The organism is Ideonella sp. (assembly GCF_036277275.1).
In the GTDB taxonomy this organism is placed as follows: domain Bacteria; phylum Pseudomonadota; class Gammaproteobacteria; order Burkholderiales; family Burkholderiaceae_C; genus Ideonella.
On the sequence record NZ_DASUNH010000071.1, the window covers coordinates 13,741 to 38,592 of the forward strand.

The following is a 24,852-nucleotide window of genomic DNA, read 5'->3' on the forward strand; positions in this document are numbered from 1 at the left end:
GGCCAGTTTTTGCCGGCGCGGCGCCGGGGTCCGCGGACATGCATGGCAACGATTCTTGTAGTGGATGACGAGATGGGCATACGCGCCCTCTTGTCGGAAATCCTCACCGACGAAGGGCACACCATCGAGCTCGCGGAGAACGCCGCGCAGGCGAGGGCGATGCGTGAGCGTCTGCGGCCCGACCTGGTCCTGCTCGACATCTGGATGCCTGACGTCGACGGCATCACGCTGCTGAAGGAGTGGGGATCGAGCGGGCTGCTGACGATGCCCGTCATCATGATGAGCGGCCACGGCACGATCGACACCGCGGTCGAGGCGACCAAGTACGGCGCCATCGCCTTCCTCGAAAAACCCATCACGCTGCAGAAGCTGCTGCGCGCGGTCGAGCAGTCGCTGGCCCGCACGCCGGCCAACAAGGCGCCGGCCGCCGCGCCCGTCACGCTGATGGCCAGCCCGCAACCGTTGCTGGGTGGTGGTGTCGAGATGATGACAGTCGAATCGGCAATGACCGGCGGCATGGGCCTGCCGGTGCTGCCTGTCGACCTGGGGCCGCAGGCCGAGCAAAGCTTCGACCTCGACCGTCCGCTGCGCGAAGCCCGCGATGCGTTCGAGAAGAGCTATTTCGAGTTCCACCTTGCGCGCGAGAACGGCTCGATGACCCGCGTGGCCGAAAAGACCGGCCTGGAGCGTACGCACCTGTACCGCAAGCTCAAGCAACTCGGGGTTGACCTGTCGCGCAACCGGCGCGGCGGGGCGGCGTGATATACTTTTTGGCTTACTTGGCCTGGTAGCTCAGTTGGTAGAGCAGCGGATTGAAAATCCGCGTGTCGGTGGTTCGATTCCGCCCCAGGCCACCAAGATTTCTAAGTACTGACAAGCACTTAAGCAAAAGCCCCGTGTAGTTCGCTACCCGGGGCTTTTCTACAACTGAGCTACTCTTCTACAAAGCGGCAAAATCGGCCACCCGTAGGAGCATTCGAGTGAGCACTAGCGAGCAGATCGCGGCAGAGTCGGCAGTGCCGGAGCGTTCGCGAATTCTTCAGCTGAGTGCGCATCCCCTGTTTCGCTGCGGCGGCGATTCGGCTTTCACGTGCAAGGCGTGCGCCAACGTCCTTGTTGATGGTTACCGGCCGCGGCAGTTGGTCGCTCTGGACCTGCAGTGCGGTCGGTGCGGCGAGGTCAATCGGACTGACGAGTGGCCTCCCGGCGAGCCGCTGCCGCTGATCGTTGTATCAATGGGGCGATCACGAATTCGTCGCATTGACCGCACAGTTGAAATCGACAGCGATCGCGTTCTCATCACCTGCGACGAGGAAATCGACAGGGTCGAGCGGGCCACGGGTATTCGGCCGGTGCAGCCAGACGATATGGAGCTGTCCGAGGATGCATTGGCGTCCATGGAGGCGCAGATTGGCCTATGGTGCCCCGGTCTTGACGTCGCTCTCAGACGCACCAAAGTAGCCTTTAGCCGCGGAAACACACGCTTCATTGAATTTCCGCCAGCTTGGGCCCTGGTCCAACTTGGCAATGCAATTGCGACCGGCCAAGTGGATCTCACTGGCGCTGACGGCGTGGCACTGACCTATTTGCGCGTGACGCTTCACCTTCTGGGCCGCTGGGCCCATCACGAGCAATTCCCCGCGATTGGCGCGGCGTTCTTGTACGAGTTCCACCACTCAACCACTCAGCTCGTGGCGGCTAGCTATTTGGCAGATGTTGGCAATGTGATCGGACTCTCTCGGCCGGCGAAGGACGGCGGAAGAACGCCAGACATGTTTGTCAATCTCGACGCTCAGACAAGAGTCGGGTTGGAGGTAAAGGCTCCTGCGGAACTGCAGTGGCCAAAGGAACTTCCAACAGGGGATCGCTTGCAGCGTGTCATCAAAGGGAAGCTCAAGGAATCGAAGGGGCAGATTGGAGGGCCTGCGGGTGGTCTGGTGATCATCGGAGCTTCGATAGCCAACGCCGAGTTTCATGACCTGAGCCTGGGTGTTCTCAACGCGATGGCCGACGACGGATCAATTCCCTCTCGGATTTCGGCGGTTGCGGTCGTGAACCTGGCGCCTCACCCCACAGCTTCGGGAGACGGCAAGACCGCACGAATCACAGGCGCCGACGTTTTCGCTGTGGCAAACCCTCGATACAGCGGTTCAGGCAGAGTGAGCACGGCTCCAGGCGGTTTTGTTCGCAAGGCAGTCATCGGAGTGGCCTGACTCGTGCACCGATTCGCTCGCGAACGTAGTGCTCAGTCATGTCTCGCTTCTTGTGCCCTAGAAGCTGCTGGGAATGCGCAAGGTCGCCGGTGTCGCTGGCCGTCTTGGCGCGAATGTCTCTGAACTGAAAATCCGCGCCGGCCTTTGACCTGGCCTTGTCGAAGCGCGAGCGAAGGCCAAACATGCCCAGCGGCCGGCCGTTGTCATCCTGAACGAGGAAGACGCTCAAGCGCTCGCGCGGTCGAGTGTTGATGCGCTCGATGAGCTTCGCCAACTCGCCCGTCAGTTCGATCGCACGCTTGGCCCCGGTCTTGTTCTGCACGATCCACAAGGCGCTGTCGCGTAGGTCCTCACGCTTGATTTTGAGAACGTCGGCAGGACGCTGACCTGTCAGCAACGCCAAGTCCATCGCATCGCGCAAGGTCTGGTCCGCCTTCTCCCACACCGCCTGAAACTCGGCGTCACTCACGTAGCGATCGCGGCCCGCCTCCTTGAAGCCCTTGACCCCTTGGCAGGGGTTCGGCGCGTCCGTGTAGCCCCATTCCCGGGCCTTGTTGATGATGTGGCTCAGCAGAGCCTTCTCGCGGTTTGCGCGGGCCTTAGCAGTCTGCCCACGCTTGTCGAGGTAGCCGCGAACGTGGTGCGGTTTGATCGCCTCGACAAGCATGCGGCCAAAGACGGCCCGCAAGCGCTCCAGCTCCTTGAGGTTGTCCTCTTGAGTGCGCCGTGCCTTCGTCGGGATCACCTCGCGCTCGTAGCGCTGCGCCACGACGTCAAAGGTCTTCACGCCCGCATCGGGCTCGGCGCCTTCCAGTCGCGCCCACGCCAGCAGGGCGGTCGCGCGGTCCGGCCCGAGCGCGGTCCACTTGCGCGGTGTGACCGTGGTGACGTGGTAGTAGCGCCCGTTCTTCAGTTGCAGGCCACGGGGAAGGCCCTTGTTGGTGGTGCGCGTGCGGCCCATGGTCAGACTCGGTCGAGTGCGGAGAAGTCGGGTTCTTCGAGGGCGGCCGCGTGGCGTGCCTGCTCGGTTTCACTGGGGCCACTGCGGCGCAACCCCATGCGCTGCTGGTAGTACTCGCGTGCCACCCGCGGTTGCAGATTGCGTGACAAGGCATAGGCCCAGCGATACTGGTCCAACCAGCGCAGATGGCCCTTGGTTTGCTTGAACCCGGTCAGCTCCGTCAGTTCGTCGGGGCTCAGGAACATCGAGCTCATGCGCGGCGGCCCTTTGTCTGCTTGATGCGGCGAATGCGCAGTGCGAATCGCTTGCCTCCCGGCTCGCGGTCCCAAATGCGACGCATGCGGGCGAGGTGGGTTCGCAATCGAGCAATGTTGTGATCGGGTGAAAAGGCACGGATGAGGCGGAATCCGGTGGATGTGCGCCAAGGCTTGGCCCGAACTTTTCGGGTCGGTTCTTCGCTCTTACGTATACGGGAGCACTGCACGCGGTTGCGCTGGTTTTCTTGCATGGTTTTCTCGGGTTGGTCCGGGGAAACGGGGTCGGGCTGCTTGGTGGAACTGGTGGGCAAGGGGGCGAGGCGAGGCAAGACCCGCACAGGCCCGGCCGGGCGTTGCTGCGCCACGCGGCTCGGTTCGTTGGCGGCGCCGAAGTCGCCAATGCGGGTCAGGTGGTCCACCTGGCGCTGCAGGTCTTCGATGCGCTGCTGCAGGGCGCTGACCATGCCGGCGTACATGACGGCGTCGTTGGTGGCTTCGCTGTGGGCCAACGAGTGCCCCCAGCGGGTGAGCCAGAAGATCGACAGCAGGACGGATCGCGGGGCGTCGTCCTGTTGCATCCAGCGAAACACGGTCCGCTCATGCACGCCGAGGGAGCGGGCCAGATTGGCCGGCTTGGGGTTGCCTATGTCGTTCAACATGGCGGAGAGCGGCGGCAGGTGCCGGGGTAGTCGATTGAGCATGGCTTGCGTTTGTCGAAGTTCTTGCGCGTGTTGGGCAAATCGCTAAGCTGCGGGCCTGGCTGATTCCCAATCGCCTCGTCCTGCACCGGGTAGCGGTGCCCGGTGCAGGACACTTCCTCTCACCGCTGTCTCGCCTTCCTCCCCCTTCTTTTCAGTCTTCGCCCGCGGTGCATCGCTGGGGAAAAGTCCTTTCGCATCAATGGGTGCGGAGTTATTGAATCGAGTCCAAGGGGAGAAGTCGCTGCCTGTGGCGGCGCGCTCCGAAGGCGCCTGCGCCTGGCCCTTGGCCCGCGGCTCGATGCGCCAGGTGTCGCAGCGGGTGACCAGCGAAAGCGGCTGCGTGAGATCGCCGCCTTCGACCGTGAGGCCGCTGATGGCCTTGGTGGTCTCACCCCTGTAGCGGGTGCTCTCGCGTTCGGCGTAGTCGACGCCGAGGCGCAGCTCGTGCGCTTCCACGGTGGCCAGCCAGGCGGCGTAGTCGTTGGCCTTGCAGGCTTGATGCAGCTCGGGTAGCGCCAAGCCTGGCAAGCCCGCGGCGCTGACGCGATACAGCTCGCGCGTCGGCGTGATGGGCGGCACGCCGAAGAACTGGAACTGCCGAATGCCCCAGGTGCGAGCCCAGGCAATTTGGCGGCGCGCGGCTGCGCGGCCGTCGTTGTCGCTTTCGCTGTCGAAGTCAACGCCTTCGCCGTCGATGCTCTTGGATACGTACTTCGCCACGTAGCCCACGGCGCTTCCCTTGGCCGGATCTATGCGCTTGACGGTGAAGCGGCGCTCTTGCGCGCCCAGTTCGTTCGGGCTATCGGCCAAGGCATAGGCCCGCAAGTTGTCGGCGTAGGCGTCGGCCTGATCGGCCGGCGTGAACACCAGCAGATGCCAGTGGGGGCACGCATCGTGATGGGGCTCGACCACGCGAAGGCCATAGGCGGTCAGGCCCAGGTGAGCGGCACGGCGCGTCGCGGTCGACCAGACCCTGCTGAGGTACGCATGCGCCCGGCCGGGGTATGTGCCGTCATAGGCCGCATTGGGTGCACCGCTCATGCTGTGACGCGGATGCATGCGGCTGGGGCAGGTGATGGTGAGGAACAGGCCGACATGGCTCTTGGCCAAGGCGCTGGTTTCGATGCCCTTGATGCGAGCCATCAGGGCCGCGCGGCGGTTGGCTGGGTTCGCCAAACTCGCCTCGATCAAGTCGGACATTGGCACCGCCTCGCCGGTGGTCTGGTTGATGGCTTCGAGTCCGTCCATTTGTGCGGCCAGGCGCGCGGCGTTCAGCTCATGGCGACGCAGTGCCTTCGCAGACACGTACGGCGACGCGTGTCGATGTACCGCACCGGTTTGGATGGCGTGCAGCTCGACGGCACGGAAGCGCTTGCGCAAAGCGCGGCGCCACCAAGCGGGGTCGCTCATGCGGTTGATGCACTCGGCGGCGCTGTCCTTCTGCGGCATGTAGACGCTGTGTCGCTTGGCGGTCCGGCGCAGCGTGCGCATGACCTGGCCCGGCGGTGTTCCGGCATGCGACCAAAGATCGGCGAGGCGTTGCACGCGGGCGGCGCAACGCTCAGCGCAGTTGCCGAGGTCTTCGCTGGATAGGTCGAAGCGGGCGGCGAGGCGAGGAAGGTGCGCGGGGATCGTCGGAGGGGTCCGCATGCGGCCTCCTCAGTGGTTGCGAGTGAACGCGCGGAGCTGGACCCGAACGCCGGTCGTGGTGATGAGGTCTTGCCCGACGGCGTGAGCTTGGTCTTCCGCAAGACGCATGGCGCCCTCTGCGTTCTGGCTGACGGTGAAGCTGGCATTGAGCAGGTTCACCGAGCGCACGTAGGCGCCGTAGTCGGGAAGCCAAAGCACGCAGGGCATCGGCGGTAGCTTGTGGGTCTGCTTGCCGTCGTCGTGCCGAGTGGCGTGGATGTGGGAGAAGAGAGGCGCTGCCCATGCGGCGGCGCTGCGGTGTGCAGTGGTCAAGGTTGATTCCCAAGAAATGGGAAGAGCGGCGAATGCGGTGCGCCAGCCCCTCCCGGTTGGCGCGGATCAGTTCAGGCCGAGGGCCTCGGCGAGGCTGGCTGCAGGTTTGCGGGTCTTGCGGCGCTCTTTGGCGGCCAGGTCTCCGGCGGCCATGAGGTGCGCATCCGCCTGGAGAGAGTGAAGCAAGTCGCTCGTGGTGGTCGGCTCCTTGCCCTTCCGCAGCGTTTCGTCGGCCGGCTTCCCGCCCAACTCACGACCAAACAGCTTGGCGAAGAGCATGCCGTTCTCCGCCAGTAGGCGGATCGCCTCGGCGTGCTTGGACTTCGTTCCTTCAGAGAGCCCGAAGAAGCCGAACTCCACCGGACTGCGCAGCAGCTCGGTGACTTTTTCTTCGTTTTCCTCGATCAGATCGAGGGTGCGGCCCATCGCGCCCTCGTCCTGCGTGGCGATGCGCATGTGATGGACCCGGGCGGCGCCTGCGCGCTCGCGATAGCCCGTCGCGTTGTCTTCCGAAGCGACATCACCGACGACGCCACCAGGGAAGACGCGTCCAGTTCTCTTAGCGCTTGCGCCTGGCGAAGGGGTGTCATCGAAGGCGAAGCCCCTGGACTCGTAGAACGCGCGTAGCGCGTCCAAGAACTCGGTGTCGGGGATGTAGTTGCCGGCTTCGAAGCGCTTGATCTTGTGAAGCGGCAGAGTGCTCTCTTCGCCCGCCTTCGACTGAGGCCAGCCGAAGTAGTTGCGTGCGGATCGAGCCTGCTCGGGGGTCAGAGGAAGGTTGGCGGTACTGAACACGGAGAGCTCCTGCATTGCAAACAGTGCGGGTGCACTGTTTGCAGCAATTCTGCCCATGTTGAGCAAACAGTGCAACTGCACTGAATGCCGACAATTCTGAACAACAAAAAGCCCGGGGCCCGGGCTGTACATCTCGGCTAGCCGTCGCGCTTCTTCTTTCGCGGCTCCGGCGGGGGTGGTGCAATCGCAGAGGGGTCAAGCAGCTTTCGCAAGGTGTCATCTCCTCCAGCCACCCGCAGGAGGTCTTCTTCCGCTGCTGGGCCTCGAGTCTCAAGGTTGGCAACGACGGCGTCGACCACGGAAAGCTGCTTTGCTAACTGCTCGCGCCCTCCTGCTCGTCCCTCGACCAGAAGGCTCAAGAGCGAGAGCACAGCGCGCTGCTCCTCGTTCGTGAGCAGCTGGAAGACGATCGCGAACCTGGCCGCTCGGATTGCGGAGTTTTGGTCGCCCAGGAGTTCGTCAACGCTGGTTCGCTTCCGGAACTCGTCATGTCCGAACAGCAAGCGGTTCGGGGAGCAGTCAAGGGCCTCTGAAAGAAGCCGAAGCTCACGCGCGCCAGGTTTGTACCTGCCGGCTTCATATCCCTGAAGCACCGTGCGCGAGATCCCCGTGGTCCGATGAAGCTCCGACACCGACAGGCCTTTTTCGCGTCGAGCGCTTGCGAGCTCGCTGCCAATTTGCTGTGCCAGCGGGTCGCTTTCTTGATCGGTTGGGGCCTTGGTCACGTGTGGTGTCTCACTCGGGCGCCGAGGATACACCGCGGGGTGAGCTGGCATCGAGCTGTGTCGACTGCTCGACTCAGCGGGCTGCAATTCGGCTTCTACAAACCGTCGTCAAATGGGGGGCTTCTTCCCGTAAGCTGCTTTTCGCGAAACCCGATCGTCTTGGAAGCTCGCACCTCACCTAAACCTTTGATTCAACGGCACCATGGGCAAGATTGAAAATCCGCGTGTCGGTGGTTCGATTCCGCCCCAGGCCACCAAACACACGAACGGCTCCCCGTGGCTTCCACCGGGAGCCGTTTTCTTTGGTGCTGGCAAATGACGATGTCGAGCGTGTCCCTGGAGTCTGGTTGTGCCATCGGCGTCGACCTCGGCGGCACCAAGATCGAGGCCATCGTGTTGGGGCCGGACGGCGCCGAGCGCTGGCGCCGCCGGGTGCCCACGCCGGCCGGCGACTACGAAGCCACCGTCGCGGCGGTGGCGGCCTTGGTGGGCCAGGCGCGACACGAGCTGGGCCTTCGCTCGGCCAGCATCGGCGCCGGCACGCCCGGCAGCCTGACAGCCGAGGGTCTGATCAAGAACGCCAACTCGACCTGTCTGAATGGCCGACCGTTGCAGCGTGACCTGGAAGCCGCGCTCGGCCAACCGGTGGCGCTGGCCAACGACGCGAATTGCCTGGCCTTGTCCGAAGCCACCGACGGCGCGGGCGCCGGTGCGGCGGTGGTCTTCGCGGTGATCCTGGGCACCGGCGTCGGCGGCGGCATCGCCGTCCATGGCCGTGTGCTTGGCGGCCCCAATGGCCTGGCCGGCGAGTGGGGCCACAACCCCATGCCCTGGGCCACGGCAGCCGACCCCCGTTGGCCGTGCTACTGCGGCCAGTCGACCTGCATCGAGATGCTGCTCAGCGGCCCGGGCCTCGCGCGCGATCATCACCCTGCACCGGGTGGCCCGAACGCAAGCGAGATCGCCGTGCTCGCCGCGGCCGGCGATGCAGCAGCCCAGGCCACGTTGGCGCGCCATGCCGAGCGCCTGGCCCGCGCGCTGTCGCATGTGATCAACCTGCTCGACCCGGACGTCATCGTGCTCGGCGGCGGGTTGTCGCGCCTGGATCACCTCTACGACACCGTGCCGCGGTTGTGGGCGCGGCATGTCTTTGCCGCCGGCGCTGCGGGCCAGCCGCTGCACACGCAGTTGAAGCCGGCATTGCATGGCGACTCGTCCGGCGTGCGTGGCGCCGCGTGGCTGGGTCGTGCGGCGCTGCGCTGACTTGGCGCGTTAGCCGGCGAGCCCGAGTTGGTCGGCCCAGTGGCGCGTCAACGGCGTCATCGGCTTCGCGAGGCGGCGCTCGTTCAACAAGGCGCGTCCCACATGGCGATGACTGGCACGCGCCGCGGCGGCCAGCAGCGTCTGGTCGATCAGGTCGCGCTGCGCGTGGCTGCCGCCGATGCGCTGCGCCTGCCCCCGAGCGGCGTGCAGCGCGGTGACGGCGGCGTCAGCGTCGCCATGCGCAAAGGCCAGCAAACCACGCATCAACGGCAGGCCGACCTCGCGGGCGACTGCGTGGTTGCTTCGGCGCGCGTCCTCGGGCGCCATCACGCGGGTGGCGCAGCGAGCGATCCAGCTTTCGGCGCGCACCAGTTCGTCGGCGCCGATCAGCGCGACCAGGACATGCAAATCGTTGAAGGCGTGGTGGCCGGCGTCCTCGTCGCGCGGCGCCCAGTCGCGCAACAGCTCGACGAAGCGTGCGCCGACGTCGATGCCGAGCAGGTGCATGCGCCACAGCAATGCCACCGCATCCAGGCGCTGCAGCGTGATCTGCAAGGCTGGGCCGCTGAGGTGCGCGTCGATCAGCCGCTGCACGCCGGGAACGTCCAGCGCTTCGAGGCGGAACAGGCCCATGTGCCACCACAGGTGCCCGGCGAAGCCATTGCCTTCGGCCCAACCTGGCTGGTGCTGGCGCAACCAGGCGGCACCGTCTTCGAACCGGCCCTGCATCTCCATCACATGCGCCACGGCGTGCACGGCCCAGGGCACGCGGGCGTCGCCCGCCACCGCGCGTCGGCCGATCTCTTCGGCCTGCGGGTAGAGGTTGCATTCCTCCAACCCGAATGCGTACAGCCCCAGCACACACGGGAACAGCGGATCGGCCTCGCTCCACTCGGGCAGGGCGCGTGCGGGGCGCAGGCGCAGGCTCTGGGCATCGCCGCGGTGGTAGTCCCAAAGCTGCGCCCATTGCAGTGCCAGCGCGTCGCGTGGGTGCTCAAGCAGCAGCTCGTCCCAGATGCGGCAGGCGTGTTGCCAGCGCCCCTCGGCCACCGCTCGCTGGGCTTCGAAATGAGCCCGCTCGCGTGGCGGCGCCTCCTGTTGCAGCCGCTCGGCCGCATCGAGGAGGCGCTGCGCTTCGGCCTGGTGTTGGGGCTCGGTCAGGCTGAGCAGAAAACCGGCCTGCATCACCAGCGGCAAGGCCCAGCCGGGGTCGGCCGTTTGCGCCGCGTCCAGGTCGGCGAGCGGAGTGTCGAAGAACGACATCATCCGCCACAGGGCCGTCTCGACGCGATCCGCCGCTTCGTGCGAGGCCGTGCCCAGGCGGTTGTCGCGTGGGTCCACGAGCCGGGGCAAGGCAGTCGGCAGCGTCATGGCGCCAACTGTAGTGGATGCGCCGCGCCGCCCGTTTCAGCGCGGCATCGTCGGTCCGGCCGGCAGCGGCCCTCGCAGTTGTTCCCACAACCGCGCCACACGCAACACGCCGAGGTCGTCGTGCCGGTGGCCGACGATCTGCAGGCCGATCGGCAGGCCGTCACCGGACATTGCCGCCGGTACCGAGATCGCGGGCTGTTCGCTGAAGTTGAACGGCACGGTGTAGGCGATGTGTTCGAACGGTCGCTGCGGGTCGTTGCGCGGGCTGGCCCAGTGCGCCGCGAAGGCGACATCGGGGCTGACCGGCGACAGCAGCACGTCGACGCCTTGCAGCGCCGCGACCGCCGCGTCGCGCAGCGCGCCCATCTGGCTGTATCCGCTGAAGACCGCTTCGCCGCTCAGGTGTTCGCCGCTGGCGATCCACTGGCGGATGTAGGGCAGCACCTTGGCCTGTCGCTCGGGCGGCAGGTTGCGGTAGTCGATCCATGAGCGCATGCGCCAGAAGCTGTCGAGTCCCTCGATCATGGCGCGGGTGCTGAACGACGGGACGGGCACCACGGTGGCGCCCGCAGCCTCGAAAGCCGACGCGGCCGATTCCACCGCTGCGCGGACCTCAGGCTGCAGGGCGTCGCCCCAGCTGGCATCGAGCCACAGGCCGATGCGCAGGCCACGTGCGTCGCGCTCCAGGGCCAGCCAGTCGATCGGCTGCGCCGGCAGACTCATCGCATCGCGCCAGTCGGGTCGACTCAGCACGCTCATCGCCCACGCGGCATCGGTGACGCTGCGGGTCATCGGGCCGGCCACGCGGCCGGCATACGGCGGCTTGATCGGCACCCGGCCCAGGCTGGGCTTGAAGCCGACGACACCGCACCAGTTCGCCGGCAGACGGATCGAACCGCCGATGTCCGTTCCGAGGTGGATCGGGCCATAACCAGCGGCGGCCGCTGCGCCCGCGCCCGAGCTGGAGCCGCCAGGGTTCTTCGCCACGTTCCAAGGGTTGCGTGACAGCTTGTGGAAGCTCGACAGGCCCGACGACAACATGCCCCAGTCGGGCATCGTCGTCTTGCCGACGAACACCGCGCCGGCCTCTCGCAGCCGCGCAGCGGGCGGGGCGTCCTCCGGCGCGGGCTGCAATGCCGTGGCGGCGCAGCCCAGGGGAACCGGCACGCCGCGCGTCGCGATGTTCTCCTTCAGGGTGACCGGGACCCCGTCCAGCGGGCTGGCCGGCGCGCCTTGGGCCCAGCGGCGTTCGGCCGCTTCGGCCTGCGCCAGCGCCTGCTCGGGTTCGTGCCACCACAGCGCACAAAGATGGGGCTCCCAGCGCGCGATGTGGTCGATCACGGCCTGCGTCACCTCTTTCGGTGACAGTCGGCGCGCGGCATAAGCGGCGGACAGTTCTGCGGCACTCAGTTCATGCAAGTTGGCCATGGGACCCCGGTCTGCAGACGCCTTGAAGCGTCCGACGAATGCAAAGGCCCTCATCTTCGCCGACTGCGGCGCAATGCCGACGAACATCGGCCTTTCATGGAAAAGCCACTGATTTCAAGGGTTAGTCATTCGTGGTGGTTGCCCCCCTAGAACGCAGTAACCAAGGGTCTTCCCGGGACCCCTTGAACAAGGGATATAAACGCTTTCAAACCCCCTCACACAATCCCTTACCCACTCAACACGGTTGCAAGGATTCCAAACGTTAGTTGGTACTTGCGTCGAGGCGGCGGGACACTCGAAGCCATACACAAACTTCCGGAGCACATTTATGTTGAAGAGCAAGATTGTTTCTTTGCTGGCTCTGCTGGGCGCTGTCGGCGCTGCACAAGCAGCCATTCCTGCGAACATCCAGTTCGACGGCTACTGCGATGGAATGACCGGCCTGACGAAGGTCGACCCGACCGGTGCGACGGGCACCTGGTCCAACCTCGACTGCGCCGGCACGAACGCCGCCGTCGGTGGCCCGCAAGGCAAGGGCAAGGGCGAATCGGCCGTTGGCTTCGTGATGGGCTCGTACGGCGTTGGCGCGGGGTTTGGCGCCGAGTTCACCTGGGTGGTGAACAAGGACGGCACCTGGACCGTCTATCGCTCGAATGACGGCGCCTACATCAACCATGGCACGTGGACCGCCGTGGCCAACGGTGTCGCCGCCACCAAGGGCACCAAGCCCGCCGTTGCGCCGTAAGCTGCCGATCGGTGCAGCCCTTGCGGGGCTGCACCGGGCCAATGCCTGAAGGCCGCCTGGGTTCGCCCTGGCGGCCTTGTTCATTGGGCGGCCCAAGGCGGCTTGCCGCCGCGGGCGAAGGCTACTCCCAACGCAACGCCGACAAGTCGTTGGCGAAGATCGGCGAGTGGCTCCACAAGCCCTTCAGGCCCTTCTTCGCGACGACCACCTGGGTCGGGTTGAAGATGTAGACGTTGACGGCGTCTTGTGCCAACTGGCGCTGCATGTCGCCGAACAGCTTGGTGCGCTCCTGCGGGTTGGTGCTGGCTGCGTGCTTCGCCACCAGGTCGCGGAACGTCTTGCTGTCGTAGCCGTAGTAGTACTTCGGATCGGTATAGATCAGGTAGTCGAGCGGCTCGACATGGTTGATCACCGTCAGATCGAAGTTGCCCTTGTAGGCGCCTGACAGCCACTGCGCCCATTCGACGTTCTCGATCTTCGCGTTCACACCGACCTTGGCCAGCTGCGCGGCGATCACTTCTCCGCCGCGGCGCGCGTACGGCGCCGGTGGCAACGTCAGCGTCACGTCCAGCGGCGCCTTGATGCCGGCCTCCTTCAGCAACGCGCGGGCCTTGTCGGGGTCGTAGGGCGAGACGCTGGTCAGGTCGACATAGCCGGCATCGGTCGGCGCCATGTGGCTGCCGATGGGCTGGCCGAAGCCGTCCAGCACGCCGGTGATGAATGCCTTCCGATCGATCGCGTGCGCCAGCGCGCGCCGCACGCGCACGTCGTCGAAAGGCTTGCGCCTGTTGTTGATCGCGAGGATGCCCTTGCCGGCCGTCGAACCGGTGGTCACGGTGAAGCGCGGGTCGGCCTTGAACTGCGCCAGGCTCTGCGTCGCCAGGCCGCGCGGGAATGCATCGACATCACCGGCCAGCAAGGAGGCGACCTGCGCCGCCGCGTCGTTGATGATGCGGAAAGTCACCTTGTTCAGCTTCACCGCCGCCGCGTGGCGGAAGGCCGGGTTCTTGACCAGCGTGACCGAGACGCCCTTCTTCCAGTCCTCGAAACGGTAGGGGCCGGTGCCGATCGGGCGCGATGCGGTCGTTGCGGCGCTCTTCGGGTCCAGGATCACGGCCGGGTTCTCGCCGAGCCGGAACAGGAAGTTGCCGTCAGCGTGGTCCAGCGTCAGGATCACCGTGTGGGCGTCAGGCGTCGCGATCGAGGTGATGTTGTCGAACAGCGCCTTCTTCGCCTTGTTGGTCGAGCCCTCGGCCTTGGCACGCTCGAAGCTGAACTTCACGTCGCTGGCATCGAAGGCTTCGCCGTCGTGGAAGCTCACGCCACGGCGCAGGCGGAAGGTGTAGCTCTTGCCGTCCGGGTCCATCGCCCAGCCTTCGGCCAGCAGCGGCGACACGCCGCCGTCCACGTTGACCTTCATCAGCCCTTCGAGCACGTTGTAGTGCACGATCTCGCCGATCGCTGCGGCCGGCGCCATCGTCGGGTCCAGCCCCGGTGGCTCCAGCACCATGCCGATCACGGCGCTGGTCTTGCCGGCCTGGGCGATGGCCGCGGCGGGCAATGCGGCGCTCGTCGCCAGTGCGAGGGCCAACAGGGGGTAGCGGGTTCGGGTCATCGCTCGGTTCCTTCCGACAGGGATCGTGATGGTGCCGCAAGCGCGGGCGTTCAGAAGCCGGCACCGTCCTGCGCCGCCTGCACGAGCGCGCGCGTGACCGGGTGCTGTGGTGCACGCAACACGGTGGCTGTCTCTCCTTGCTCGACGACGCGGCCATGGTGCAGCACCAGCAGGTCGTCGCACAGCCACTGCACCACCGTCAGGTCGTGGCTGATGAACAGGTAGCTCACGCCAAATCGCTGCTGCAGCTCGCGCATCAGGTTCAGCACCTGCGCCTGCACCGACACGTCGAGCGCACTGACCGGCTCGTCGGCGACGATCAGCCGCGGCCGCGTGATCAGTGCCCGCGCGATCGCGATGCGTTGACGTTGACCGCCGGACAGCTCATGCGGGAAGCGCGTGCCATCGGCCGGCGACAACCCGACGGCCTGCAGCATCGCATCGACCTGGGCGGTCTGTTCGGCGTGCGGCATCGCGGGCAGCAAGGCCAGTGGCTCGGCGATCGATCGGCCCACCGGGCGGCGCGGGTCGAGTGAACTGTAGGGGTCCTGGAACACCATCTGGAAACCCACGCGGGCCTGGCGCAGGGTGGACGCGGCCAGGCGATGCAGGTCCCGTCCTTCGAAGCGCACGGTGCCGGCGCTGGGCCGGTCGAGCGCCATCACCAGGCGCGCCAGCGTGGACTTGCCGGAGCCCGATTCGCCCACCACGCCGAGGTGGCGGCCGGCGGCCAGGGTGAAGTTGACGTCGTCGAGCGCATGCAGCATCGGCGCCGGCTGCGTCAGGCGTTCGCGCGGCAGGCGGAATCGACGCGAAAGGTGCCGTACCTCGAGCAATGGCGCGCTCATGCGGCGCCTTGGTCGATGCCGACCGGATGCAGACAGCGCAGTGCATGGCCGACGCTGCCGAGCGTGCGCTCGGCCGGCGGGCCGGCACGGCAATCGGCGCGTGCCCGATCGCAACGCTCGGCAAATGCGCAGCCTGCTGGTCGCTCGCCCGGCGCCGGCACGCGGCCGGGGATCGTGGCCAACGGCATGTCGCGCGATTGGCCCCAGCGTGGGCGCGCGGCGAACAGCCCGCAGGTGTACGGGTGCCGCGGCGTGGCAAACAGGCGCTCGGTCGGGCCCTGCTCGACGACCTGCCCGGCGTACATCACCATCAGCTTCTCGACGCGTTGCGCCATCAGCGCGAGGTTGTGGCTGATCAGCAGCAGGGCCATCCGGCTTTCCTTCACCAACTCGTCGATCAGGTCCAGCACCTCGCGCTGCACCGTGGCGTCGAGCGCGGTGGTGGGCTCGTCGGCGATCAGCAGCTGCGGCCCGCAGGCCAGCGCGATGGCCAGCAGCACGCGTTGGCGCTGACCGCCGGAGAGCTCGTGCGGATAGGCGTCGAGCCGGCGCGCGGCCTGCGGCAGGCGCACGCGTTCGAGCAGGCGCAGTGCCTCGGTGCGCGCGGCAGCGGCGCTGTGGCCGCGGTGCCAGCGCAAACCCTCGCCGATCTGGCGGCCGATCGGGTGCAGTGGGTTCAGCGCGCTCATCGGTTCCTGGAACACCATGCCGATGCGAGCCCCGCGCAGGCGGCTCCACTGAGCTTCGTCGTCAGCCTCCAATACCTGCCCTTCGAACAGCAGCCGGCCGCTGCGCGTGGCGCCTTCGGGCAGCAGGCCCATCACTGCCAACGCGGTGAGAGACTTGCCGCAGCCCGACTCGCCGATCAGTCCCAGCGACTGGCCCTGTGCCAATGTGAACGACAGGCCGTGCAACACCTCGACCGGCCCACTCGGGCCCGGCAGCGTGATGCGAAGTTGATCGACTTCGAGCAGCGGCGTGCTCATGGCTTGGGCAGTGCTCTGCGCCGCCGCGCCGTCAGTAGCGCGGGTTCAGGTACCAGTCCAGCGACTCGACCAGCTTTTGATGCAGCGGGTCCATCACTGGCGGCGTGATGTCGGGGTCGTTGTACTTGAAGGTCTTCAGCTCCGCGGCAAGCAGGGTCTGCACACGCCAGCGGTCGTAGTCGTCCAGGTGCGAGCGCCCGGCACGCGCCGCGATGTCGCGATCGGCCGGCTTCAATGCATCGGCCTTCCAGGTCTCGAAGGGTTGCAGCAGGGTGTCCTCGTCGACTTCGCCCTGCGCGTCGTCGGTGTCGAGCTTCAGGAAACGCGCGATGCGGCCCAGCTCGCGGCCGGGGCGGGCTGACAGGTCCTCCAGCCGCACGTACAGCACCCTGCCGGGCTGCTTCTCGTCGAACTGGCGCATCGAGGCCATCAGCCCGCGCCACTCCGAACACAGCGCCTCGATCGGCCGCCACGCCTCGCCCCAGCCCTTGCCCGGTTCGTTCAGCTCACGCCGCGAGGCGAAAGCCAGTTCGGGATTGCGCACCATGCAGATGAACTGCGCCCGCGAGAACATGCGACCGATGCGCGGCGCGAACAACGCGTGCAATGGCGTCTTTTCGAGCCAGCGGCCACGCAGCGCCTGGGTGCGGCTGCCCAACTGTTCGGCCACCAGGCGCAGGAACAGGTCGCGGATGCGCACCGGGTCCATCGCCAGCAGGTCGCGGTAGTTCGCCAGGTCGATCGGCAGCAGTTCCGACAGCTCGCGCAACAGCCCGCGTGCGCCTTGCGGTGAGATGAAGCGGTCGCGCGGATGGTACTTGTCCAGCCGCTCGAAGAAATGGGTCTCGGGCAAGGTGGGCAGGCCCAGTTGCTCGGACACCAGCCGTTGGCACAGCGTGGTACCTGAGCGGGCAAAGCCGACGATGAAGACGGGCATGGAACTCCTTCGAAGGGGGTCAGCGTGAGCGGGCCAGGCGCGGATCGAGCAGGTCGCGCAGGCCGTCGCCCAACAGGTTCAGGCCCAGCACGGTCAGCGCGATGGCGACGCCAGGATAAACGGCCAGCGACGGCGCCTGGAACATCTGGGTCTGCGCCTCGGCCAGCATGCGGCCCCAGCTGGGCCGCGGCGGCTGCGCGCCCAGGCCCAGGAAACTGAGCGCCGCTTCGCCGAGGATGGCGGTCGAGAACTGCACCGTGGCCTGCACGATCAGCACGTTGGCGATATTGGGCAGCACATGGTTGCGCGTGATGCCCCACGGCCCGAAGCCGGCGGCGCGGGCGGCCAGCACGTAGTCACGCGACCAGACCTGCAGCGCCGCGGCGCGAGTGGTGCGCGCAAACACCGGCACGTTGAAGACCCCGATCGCGACCACACCGGTGGCCAGGCCGGGCCCGTAGATCGCTGCCAGCAGGATGGCGCTCAGCAACGCCGGGAAGGCAAAACCGAAGTCTGACAGGCGCATCACCGCTTCGTCGATCCAGCCGCCGGCGGCTGCGGCGAGCAGCCCCAGCAGCACGCCGGCGCCGAGACCGATCGCCACTGCAAATACGCCGACCAGCAACGAGGTCTGGCTGCCGACCAGCAGCTGCGTGGCGACATCGCGGCCCAGGCTGTCGGTGCCCAGCCAATGCACAGCGCTGGGGCCTTGCAGGCGCGCATTGATGTCGATCTCGGCCGGCGGCCAAGGCTGCCAGACCAGTGACAGCGCGGCCGTGGCCAGCAGCAGTGCCACCAGCAGGCCACCGAGCACGAAGCTGTGGTGCGACAGGGCACGTCTGACGACGCCGCGGCTGCTCACGCTTGCGCCACTTTCAGCCGCGGATCGATGGCCGCATAGAGCAGGTCGACGACGAAGTTGACCAGCACGACCATCGCGACCAACAGCATCACCACGTCGCGCACGACGGCCAGGTCACGGTTGGCGACCGCCTGGAACACCAAGCGCCCGATACCCGGCAGCACGAACACTTGTTCGACCACCACGGTGCCGCTGATCAGGAAAGCGAACTGCAGGCCCATCACCGTCAGGACCGGGATCATCGCGTTGCGCAGCACATGGCGCCACAAGGTGGCGCGCCGGCTCAGGCCTTTGGCGCGGGCGGTGCGCACGTAGTCGTCACGCATCACGTCGAGCACCGACGAGCGGACCCATCGGGCGAGCACCGCGGCCTGCACGACAGCCAGGGCGACGGCGGGCAGCAGCAAGGCCTGCAGGCCGACCCACAGGCCGCCACCTTCGGCTTCAGTCCAGCCAGGGAAGCCGCCGGCGCCGAACCACTGCAGCTTCACGGCGAACAGCAGGATCAGCACGATTGCAAGCCAGAAGCTCGGAACGGCGAGGCCAAGTTGCGACAACGCCATCACGGCCACGTCGCCGGGGCGGCGGTGTTGCGACGCGGCGTAGATGCCCAACGCCAGGGCGAGAACGACGGTCAGCGTCATCGCCAGCACGGCCAGCGGCAACGTGACCTGCAGCCGTTCGGCGATCAGCGTGGCGGTGGGTGCGTCGTAAGAGGTCGAGACGGCACTGTCGCCGTGCAGCCATCCGCCGATCCAATCGGCGTAGCGCTCAAGCGCCGGTCGGTGCAACCCGAGCTTGGCTTCGAGGGCCGCCACGGATTCGGGCGTGGCGGAATCGCCAAGAATCACTTGGGCCACGTTGCCGGGCAGCAACTCCAGCACTGAAAAAATCAGCACCGAGGCCGCAGCCAGCGTGGCGAGCAGGGTCAGCAGTCGCTTGAGAAGGAACGGACCCATGCAGGCGGTCGCGGGGCGGGTGGTGGCGGCGTCCTGTCAATGATGCAGGAGAAAGCGCCCCGGGCCGCCCGGCCGACCAGCCAAAGTCAGCGGCTTTAGCGGTCTTGCTGGCTTTCGTGACGCGCCAGCGCCGCGAACAGGTCGGCCGCGAAGCCAGGGTCGGTGTTCTGCACCGAGATCGCCAAGTGGCGCACTTCATCGGCCGACATGTCCTGGCTGCGCTTGGGCTGGTGGGTGAACAGGCCGGTCAACAGGCGACCTGCGGCGACGAACAGGTCGGCCGCGGCGCGGGCGCCGCGCGGAACGTTGAGCGTCGAGCCGTAGGTGAAGGTCTTCGAGGTGATGGCAGTCATGGTGAACTCCTGAAAGTAGGGCTGGTGCCGCGGTGGCGGCCCTCAGCGAACAGCCGACGGGGTACCGGCGGCCGTGTGGGATGGGGTGGCGGCGTTGGGGCGGGCGATGTCACGCAGCGCCGCGGCAAGTGCCGGGTTGGTCGATTGCAGTCGATCGGCTTGCTGCAGCAACGCCGGTGCTGCGCGCAGGCGGCCGGTGGTCTCCATCGCCGCCCAGAGGCGGGCCCAGCCATCGGCCAGGTGCCGACCCAACACCTGCTTCAGCGAAGCGGCGCGGCTGTGGGCCTTGACTGCATGCATCGGGTGGGGGTGGGTCAGCGAACTCATGGATCTCGCCGCTACAGACGGCGCCGGGTTGGTCAGATGGGTGCAATCCTAGGGTTTGTACGTACTACTGTCTACTGAATATTGTTCAAGTTAGGTATATATAGATCGCATATCACGTTGCGCCATGAACTTCCGCACACTCGACCTGAACCTGCTGCGCGTGTTCGATGCGGTGATGGCCGAAGGCAGTCTGACGCGCGCCGCCCAGGTGCTGGCGATGACGCAGCCGGCCGTCAGCCATGCGATCAAGCGCCTGCACGACGCCGTGGGCGAAGCGCTGTTCGAGCGCACGGCCCACGGCATGAAGCCGACCGCCCGTGCTCGCGCGCTGTGGCCGCAGGTGCGCGGCGCACTGGCGAGCCTTCAACAGACCCTGGCGCCGGCCGAGTTCGACCCGCAGCACGACGCGGTGAATCTGCGGCTGGCCATGGCCGACGCGACCGCTGCCTGGCTGCTCCCGCCTTTGGTGACTGCGATTGAGCAGCAGGGGGCACTTGCCAACTTGCGCGTTTTGCCGTTGACGACGCGAGATCCCCGCGCGCTGCTGGAGCAAGCCGAATGCGACCTGGCGGTTGGCTACTTCCCCGAAGCCATCGCCCACATCGATGCCCAGGGCGCCGATGCCAGCCTGCGCCACCAGCGCCTGTCGCAGACCCGCTATGTGTGCGTGATGCGGCGCGGCCACCCGATGGCTGCGCCGGGCGCTTTGGACCTCGACGCTTACTGCGCAGCGCCGCACCTGCTGGTCAGCTTCTCCGGCCGGCCGCACGGCTTCGTCGACCAAGCACTGGCGGGGCTTGGCCGCCAGCGCCGCATCATGCTCACGGTCAATCAGTTCTTCACCGCCGGCTTGGTCGTCACCCAGTCCGATCTACTGACCGTGCTTCCTGAAAGCTTCGTCGCCGCCACCGGCTTTCAAGAGCAACTCGTGACCTGCGACCTGCCGTTCGAACTGGGCCGGGTGAACATCGAGATGCTGTGGCACCTGCGGCGCGATGCGGAACCGGCGCACCGGTGGTTGAGACGCCTGATCCGGCACGATGAGGCGCTTGCGCCGGCGATTGAAGACGCCGCGCAGACGAATCGTTGAGGCCACGTCGCCCCCAGCGGACGCGGGTTTCGTCACTGAGCGCTGCGGCTGTCGAGACCAAAAAAAACGGGCCGTGTGGCCCGTCCTCTTTCCAATGGATGGCGGTCAGCCTGCCAACACCGCCGCCATTGCCTCTGCCGTGCGCTCAACATTGCCGTTGTTCAGCCCTGCCACGCACATGCGGCCGGAGCGCAGCACGTAGACGCCGAATTCCTCGCGCAGCCGGTCGGCCTGGGCGACCGACAGGCCGGTGTAGCTGAACATGCCGCGCTGGGTCAGGAAGTAGCTGAAGTCGCGGCCGGGCACCTTGGCGCTGACGATGCCGTGCAGGCGCTGGCGCATCGCCTGGATGCGGGTGCGCATCGCGTCGACCTCGCTGAACCACAGCGCCTTCAGCTCCGGCGTGCCGAGGATCGTCGCGACCAGCTGGCCGCCGTGCAGCGGCGGGTTCGAGTAGTTGCGGCGCACGGTGAACTTCAGCTGGCCCAGCACGAGCGCCGCTTCCGCCGCATTCGGGCAGACGACGCTCAGCGCGCCGCAGCGTTCACCATAGACGCTCATGCTCTTCGAGAACGAGTTGGCGATGAAGAACGACAAGCCGGCATCGGTCAGTGCACGCACGGCGTATGCGTCTTCTTCGATGCTGTCGCCGAAGCCCTGGTAGGCCAGGTCGAGGAAGGCGATCAGCTCACGCTCCTTCAGCAGCGGGATCAGTGCGTCCCACTGCGCCTTCGTCAGGTCGACCCCGGTCGGGTTGTGGCAGCAGGCGTGCAGCAGCACCACGCTCTTGGGCGGCAGCGTGGCCAGCGTGTCGCGCATCGCATCGAAGCGCAGGCCGCCGGTGGTGCTGTCGTAGTACGGGTAGGTGTTGACCGTCAGGCCGGCACCTTCGAACACCGCCTTGTGGTTGTCCCAGGTCGGGTCGCTGAGCCAGATCGCGCTGTCGGGGAACCAGGTCTTGATGAAGTCGGCGCCGACCTTCAGGCCCCCGCTGGAGCCCACCGACTGCATCGTCGCAATGCGGCCTTCGGCGATGGCCGGGTGGCCTTCGCCCCACAGCAGTTGCGGCACGACGGCGCGGAAGTTCGCCGCGCCTTCCATCGGCAGGTAAGGCTTCGGGCCGACATGCGCGGCCAGCACGGCTTCGGCCTTGCGCACCGACTCCATCACCGGGATCTTGCCGGCGTCGTCGAAGTAGATCCCGATCGACAGGTTGATCTTGCCCGCGCGCGGGTCTTTCTGGAAATCTTCGTTCAGCGACAGGATGGGGTCGCCGGCGTAGGGCGCGATGTGGGCGAACATGGGCGGGCTCGGCTCGGTTGGAACGGAAGGCGGATTATCCGGCCAGCCACTCGAGCCAGCTGCCGTGGGGGTGCGAGCGGGCCAGCAACTGGTGCCGCGGCTCCTGCGAGCCGGGCGAGGTGACGGTCCAGAAGGTGTGGCTCGCGGCCTCGGCGCGCGCTTCGCCGGGCAGAGGCGACAAGTCCGGCGCGAGGCCTGTGACGGCGCGACAGCGGTCGGCGTCTTCGGCGCTCAACCACCACACCGCCCGCGACTGGACACGCTCCAGCACGCGCTGACGGTGACGCTGCAGGTCGGCGCTGTCAAAGTAGGCCAGCACCCAGCTGTTGAAGAGCACCGGCGTGGTATCGGCGGGCAAGTTGTTCAGCCAATCGTCGAGCACGGTCATGCCGTCATCGGCCTGTTGCACGGGATCGTGTGCAGCACGCGCCAATGCCGCAGCGGCCTGGAGCCGTTCGCTGCGCTGCCGATCACTCGGCCACAGGCAGGCGCGCAACCAGCGCATCGCGACCTCGTCGTGCACGTCGAGCGTGGCCTGGTCGACGCCGGCGCGGGCGGCCAGTTGCCACGTCGGCTCGGCCAGCAACGCCGGCGGCAACGGCCGGTTGAGCACGCGACAGGGCAGCTCCGGCGCCGCCGGGTGACGTGGCCCGACCTGTCGCTGATCGTTGGCCTGCAGGTAGGCCATGCGGTACCGGTCCACACCCAGGTTCAGGCCGGCGCTGCAGCCGAAGTCGAACAGTGCCAGGCGCCGCCGGCCGGACTGGCGTGCGATCTCGGCCAGCGCGGGCCAAAGCACGGTGCAGCGGCCGATCTCATTGGTCTGGGTGCGGCGACTGGCCATCATCGCGCGCAGCGTGGTGTCGTGGACCTGGGCAAACGTCTCGAGCGCGTCGAGCAGGGCCCGGTCCGGCGCGCGCGTGCCGCCGGCGCTGGGGTAGTAGGCCGTCAGCGCCGAAGCCGGTCCACCGTGGTCGGCGGTTTCCAGCACGTGGGCATGCAACGCGGCCAGGATCAGGTTGGCGCGGCGCTGTGTCGGTGGCGCGGCGTCCATCAACGCCAACAACCGCGACGAGCGGGCGATCAGCCGGCACAGCACTTCATACAGCGGCTCTTCGGCAAAGTCACGCCGTTCGACACTGCCTTCGAAGACGCCCGCCAAGGGGTGATCGGCCAGCGATCGGCCGGCGAACTCGTCGAACGCCGTGGTGGGCATCGGTTCGGGTGCATTCATGGCTTTCAGCATAGCGAGGCGAATAGGCGGGAAATGTCGGGCAGCCGACAATGACGGACACCCTCCCGGTTGACGGCTGCCGACGCCGCCAGTCGCGAACCCACCACCCGTCGCATGCGTGATGACCTGCTGGCCCTGCTGGCCGCCAACTTTCCCGGTGTCGACATCCCACCCGCCGCGCGCACCGCGCTCGGGCGATTGGCGACGATGCGTCACTGCCCGCGCGGCACGGTGGTGTTCTCGCCGGGGCAGCCGACGACCGCGCTGTATGGCGTGCTGGCCGGCGAGATCGAGGTCCGTTTCGTGACCATCGATGGCGAGGTGTCGGTGGTCGAACACGTGCCGGCGCCGCGCCTGTTCGGGCTCGCGTCGTTCGCGAGCGGATTGCCGTCCAGCTACGAGGCGGTGGCTCGCAGGCCGACCAGGCTGGCTGTCTTCGGCCCCGCTGCCTACGCGACGATGCTCGACGAGGTGCCCGGCATTGCGCGTGCGTTGCTGAGCGAACTGGCGCGGCGCCACGACGGCACCCTGCGTTTGTTGGAAGCGGCGCGGCATTCCAGCGCGATCGAGCGCCTGACGCTGGCCCTGGCGCAGCTGCAGCGTGATGGCCGGGTGGTTCGCACGGATGCACGGGGCTGGCGCTGGCTGCGCAGTACGCAGGCGGAACTGGCTGCGCTGGCCGGGTTGTCGCGTCAGACCGTCAACGAACTGGTCACGGCGCTGGCACGCCAGGGCCGTCTGCGCACCGGCTACGGCGGGCTGTGGTTGCCGCCGCCTTGATCGCGCAGCGTCAGGTCGCGGCCAATGCGGCCTCGATGTCCTTGGCGATCTTCTCGGGCTCGTCCTGCGGTGCGTAGCGCTTGATGACCTGGCCGTCACGGCCGACCAGGAACTTGGTGAAGTTCCACTTGATCATCTCGATGCCCAGCATGCCGGGCTTCTCGCTCTTCAGCCATTGCCACAGCGGGTGGGCGCCGCCGCCGTTGACCTCGACCTTGGCCATCATCGGGAAGTTGACGCCGTAGTTCATCTCGCAGAACGATGCGATCTCGTCGTTATCGCCGGGGTCTTGTGCGCCGAACTCGTTGCTCGGGAAGCCGACCACCGTCAGTCCCTTCTCGCCGTAGCGCTCCCACAGGGCCTGCAGGCCCTTGAACTGCGGCGTGAAGCCGCAGGCACTGGCGGTATTGACGATCAGCAGCACCTGGCCCTTGAATTTGCTCAGGGCCACCGGCTTGCCGTCGATGGTCTGGGCGCTGAAGTCGTAAACACTGCTCATGGCATCTCTCCGCGTGAAGGCGGACGTGATGCTAGCGCGGGCGCAAAGCCACGCCCCACGTCAGGGGCGCAAGGCGGCCAGCACCGCGGCGCCGATGATCAACGCGCCACCCAGGGCCAGTGCCGGCGTCAGCATGCCGGCCCCCAGCAACAGGGCTGAGCCGGAGGCGAACACCACCTCGGTCAGCATGATCACCGCGGTGGCGTTGGCCGGCAGCCGCGCAGCGCCGTACTGCAGTGCCATGTTGCTGAGCAGGAACAACCCGCCCAGCAACACCGCGAACACCAGCCAGCCGGGCGCCAGGAAGGTCGGCGAGGGGACTTGCGGTGCACCGATCGCCAGCGCCAGCGCGGCCGAGACGACGGTGCCACCGAAGAACATCGCCAGCGCGCGGGACGATTCGCTGCGCTGCGATTCCCGCCGCAGCATCACGTTGTTCAACGCGAAGCTGAAGCCGCCGATCAGCCCCAGCGCATCGGTCAGCTGCAGTGGCCCCACCGGGTGGCCAGGCTCGGGCCACAGCACGATGGCGGCCCCGGCCAGTGCCATGGCCACGCGCAGCATCGCGGCGCGGGTCAGTGCCTCGTTCAGCACCACCCGGGCCAGCAATACCGCCCACAGCGGCATCAGGTAGAACAG

General features: G+C 67.0%; 27 protein-coding genes and 1 tRNA gene. 7 read left to right on the top strand and 21 right to left on the bottom strand.

All coding sequences use genetic code 11. The features are described from left to right. Nucleotides 1–42 precede the first annotated feature (42 nt). The 3 genes from VFY73_RS12600 (at nucleotide 43) to VFY73_RS12610 (ending at nucleotide 2,213) form a co-directional block, all read left to right on the top strand. Nucleotides 43–762, top strand: coding sequence for a response regulator (locus tag VFY73_RS12600; protein WP_329719184.1), 720 nt, complete (start codon nucleotides 43–45; stop codon nucleotides 760–762). Between the two features lie 19 nt (nucleotides 763–781). After that, nucleotides 782–857: transfer RNA gene (locus tag VFY73_RS12605), tRNA-Phe, on the top strand. A gap of 123 nt (nucleotides 858–980) precedes the next feature. Further along, nucleotides 981–2,213, top strand: a complete 1,233-nt coding sequence (locus VFY73_RS12610; RefSeq protein ID WP_329719186.1) for a hypothetical protein — start codon at nucleotides 981–983, stop codon at nucleotides 2,211–2,213. Here VFY73_RS12610 and VFY73_RS12615 read toward each other — a convergent pair. The 7 genes from VFY73_RS12615 to VFY73_RS12645 form a co-directional block, all read right to left on the bottom strand. Beyond that, complete coding sequence (locus VFY73_RS12615) at nucleotides 2,197–3,174, bottom strand: tyrosine-type recombinase/integrase (protein WP_329719188.1); 978 nt, start codon at nucleotides 3,172–3,174, stop codon at nucleotides 2,197–2,199. The genes VFY73_RS12610 and VFY73_RS12615 overlap by 17 nt on opposite strands. Before the next feature lie 2 nt (nucleotides 3,175–3,176). Next, on the bottom strand, nucleotides 3,177–3,428 hold the full coding sequence (locus VFY73_RS12620) for a DUF4224 domain-containing protein (RefSeq protein WP_329719190.1): 252 nt from the start codon (nucleotides 3,426–3,428) through the stop codon (nucleotides 3,177–3,179). After that, nucleotides 3,425–4,090, bottom strand: a complete 666-nt coding sequence (locus VFY73_RS12625; protein ID WP_329719192.1) for a hypothetical protein — start codon at nucleotides 4,088–4,090, stop codon at nucleotides 3,425–3,427. The genes VFY73_RS12620 and VFY73_RS12625 overlap by 4 nt, the downstream gene beginning before the upstream one ends. 84 nt (nucleotides 4,091–4,174) lie before the next feature. Then, nucleotides 4,175–5,782 (bottom strand): replication endonuclease, encoded by a 1,608-nt coding sequence (locus tag VFY73_RS12630; RefSeq protein ID WP_329719194.1) that lies wholly within the window; start codon nucleotides 5,780–5,782, stop codon nucleotides 4,175–4,177. Nucleotides 5,783–5,791: 9 nt separating this feature from the next. Beyond that, nucleotides 5,792–6,094, bottom strand: coding sequence for a hypothetical protein (locus VFY73_RS12635; RefSeq protein ID WP_329719196.1), 303 nt, complete (start codon nucleotides 6,092–6,094; stop codon nucleotides 5,792–5,794). A 66-nt stretch (nucleotides 6,095–6,160) separates the two neighbouring features. Beyond that, the gene (locus VFY73_RS12640) at nucleotides 6,161–6,889 is read right to left on the bottom strand and encodes a hypothetical protein (protein ID WP_329719198.1); all 729 of its coding nucleotides are present in this window, start codon (nucleotides 6,887–6,889) and stop codon (nucleotides 6,161–6,163) included. A 137-nt stretch (nucleotides 6,890–7,026) separates the two neighbouring features. After that, the gene (locus VFY73_RS12645; protein ID WP_329719200.1) at nucleotides 7,027–7,614 is read right to left on the bottom strand and encodes a helix-turn-helix transcriptional regulator; all 588 of its coding nucleotides are present in this window, start codon (nucleotides 7,612–7,614) and stop codon (nucleotides 7,027–7,029) included. A 321-nt stretch (nucleotides 7,615–7,935) separates the two neighbouring features. On the opposite strand from VFY73_RS12645, the gene VFY73_RS12650 reads away from it, so the two are divergent. After that, on the top strand, nucleotides 7,936–8,877 hold the full coding sequence (locus VFY73_RS12650) for an ROK family protein (RefSeq protein WP_329719202.1): 942 nt from the start codon (nucleotides 7,936–7,938) through the stop codon (nucleotides 8,875–8,877). Between the two features lie 9 nt (nucleotides 8,878–8,886). On the opposite strand, the gene VFY73_RS12655 is transcribed toward VFY73_RS12650, so the two are convergent. Together VFY73_RS12655 and VFY73_RS12660 are read right to left on the bottom strand one after the other, a co-directional pair. Continuing rightward, on the bottom strand, nucleotides 8,887–10,248 hold the full coding sequence (locus VFY73_RS12655) for a tetratricopeptide repeat protein (protein WP_329719204.1): 1,362 nt from the start codon (nucleotides 10,246–10,248) through the stop codon (nucleotides 8,887–8,889). Between the two features lie 36 nt (nucleotides 10,249–10,284). Beyond that, nucleotides 10,285–11,676, bottom strand: coding sequence for an amidase (locus VFY73_RS12660; protein WP_329719206.1), 1,392 nt, complete (start codon nucleotides 11,674–11,676; stop codon nucleotides 10,285–10,287). A gap of 328 nt (nucleotides 11,677–12,004) precedes the next feature. On the opposite strand from VFY73_RS12660, the gene VFY73_RS12665 reads away from it, so the two are divergent. Next, on the top strand, nucleotides 12,005–12,421 hold the full coding sequence (locus VFY73_RS12665; RefSeq protein WP_329719208.1) for a hypothetical protein: 417 nt from the start codon (nucleotides 12,005–12,007) through the stop codon (nucleotides 12,419–12,421). A gap of 121 nt (nucleotides 12,422–12,542) precedes the next feature. On the opposite strand, the gene VFY73_RS12670 is transcribed toward VFY73_RS12665, so the two are convergent. From VFY73_RS12670 to VFY73_RS12705, 8 genes are all read right to left on the bottom strand, one after another. Continuing rightward, nucleotides 12,543–14,036: an ABC transporter substrate-binding protein gene (locus VFY73_RS12670; RefSeq protein ID WP_329719209.1), complete on the bottom strand. Its 1,494-nt coding sequence runs from the start codon at nucleotides 14,034–14,036 to the stop codon at nucleotides 12,543–12,545. A 50-nt stretch (nucleotides 14,037–14,086) separates the two neighbouring features. Beyond that, nucleotides 14,087–14,884 (bottom strand): ATP-binding cassette domain-containing protein, encoded by a 798-nt coding sequence (locus tag VFY73_RS12675; protein WP_329719210.1) that lies wholly within the window; start codon nucleotides 14,882–14,884, stop codon nucleotides 14,087–14,089. After that, nucleotides 14,881–15,870 (bottom strand): ABC transporter ATP-binding protein, encoded by a 990-nt coding sequence (locus VFY73_RS12680; protein ID WP_329719212.1) that lies wholly within the window; start codon nucleotides 15,868–15,870, stop codon nucleotides 14,881–14,883. The genes VFY73_RS12675 and VFY73_RS12680 overlap by 4 nt, the downstream gene beginning before the upstream one ends. A 31-nt stretch (nucleotides 15,871–15,901) precedes the next feature. Then, the gene (locus VFY73_RS12685) at nucleotides 15,902–16,807 is read right to left on the bottom strand and encodes a sulfotransferase (protein WP_329719214.1); all 906 of its coding nucleotides are present in this window, start codon (nucleotides 16,805–16,807) and stop codon (nucleotides 15,902–15,904) included. Nucleotides 16,808–16,826: 19 nt separating this feature from the next. Continuing rightward, entirely contained in the window at nucleotides 16,827–17,669 is an 843-nt protein-coding gene (locus VFY73_RS12690; protein ID WP_329719216.1) for an ABC transporter permease, read from the bottom strand. Beyond that, nucleotides 17,666–18,628, bottom strand: coding sequence for an ABC transporter permease (locus VFY73_RS12695; RefSeq protein ID WP_329719218.1), 963 nt, complete (start codon nucleotides 18,626–18,628; stop codon nucleotides 17,666–17,668). The genes VFY73_RS12690 and VFY73_RS12695 overlap by 4 nt, the downstream gene beginning before the upstream one ends. A 95-nt stretch (nucleotides 18,629–18,723) precedes the next feature. Then, the gene (locus tag VFY73_RS12700; protein ID WP_329719220.1) at nucleotides 18,724–18,981 is read right to left on the bottom strand and encodes a hypothetical protein; all 258 of its coding nucleotides are present in this window, start codon (nucleotides 18,979–18,981) and stop codon (nucleotides 18,724–18,726) included. Nucleotides 18,982–19,023: 42 nt separating this feature from the next. Continuing rightward, nucleotides 19,024–19,308, bottom strand: coding sequence for a hypothetical protein (locus VFY73_RS12705; protein ID WP_329719222.1), 285 nt, complete (start codon nucleotides 19,306–19,308; stop codon nucleotides 19,024–19,026). Between the two features lie 124 nt (nucleotides 19,309–19,432). Between VFY73_RS12705 and VFY73_RS12710 the strand changes: the two genes are divergently transcribed. Further along, nucleotides 19,433–20,398 carry a LysR family transcriptional regulator gene (locus VFY73_RS12710; RefSeq protein WP_329719224.1) on the top strand — a complete coding sequence of 322 codons (966 nt, stop codon included), beginning with the start codon at nucleotides 19,433–19,435 and terminating at the stop codon, nucleotides 20,396–20,398. A gap of 105 nt (nucleotides 20,399–20,503) precedes the next feature. On the opposite strand, the gene VFY73_RS12715 is transcribed toward VFY73_RS12710, so the two are convergent. Continuing rightward, a complete protein-coding gene (locus VFY73_RS12715; protein ID WP_329719226.1) occupies nucleotides 20,504–21,700 on the bottom strand; it encodes an amino acid aminotransferase in 1,197 nt (398 codons plus the stop codon). 34 nt (nucleotides 21,701–21,734) lie between these two features. Next, nucleotides 21,735–22,934, bottom strand: a complete 1,200-nt coding sequence (locus tag VFY73_RS12720) for a DUF2332 domain-containing protein (protein ID WP_329719228.1) — start codon at nucleotides 22,932–22,934, stop codon at nucleotides 21,735–21,737. 114 nt (nucleotides 22,935–23,048) lie between these two features. On the opposite strand from VFY73_RS12720, the gene VFY73_RS12725 reads away from it, so the two are divergent. Beyond that, the gene (locus VFY73_RS12725) at nucleotides 23,049–23,714 is read left to right on the top strand and encodes a Crp/Fnr family transcriptional regulator (RefSeq protein ID WP_329719231.1); all 666 of its coding nucleotides are present in this window, start codon (nucleotides 23,049–23,051) and stop codon (nucleotides 23,712–23,714) included. A gap of 10 nt (nucleotides 23,715–23,724) precedes the next feature. Here VFY73_RS12725 and VFY73_RS12730 read toward each other — a convergent pair whose 3' ends face one another. Next, complete coding sequence (locus tag VFY73_RS12730; RefSeq protein ID WP_329719233.1) at nucleotides 23,725–24,213, bottom strand: glutathione peroxidase; 489 nt, start codon at nucleotides 24,211–24,213, stop codon at nucleotides 23,725–23,727. Nucleotides 24,214–24,273: 60 nt separating this feature from the next. Then, a partial coding sequence (locus tag VFY73_RS12735; RefSeq protein WP_329719235.1) for a DMT family transporter occupies nucleotides 24,274–24,852 on the bottom strand: 579 nt, incomplete at its 5' end.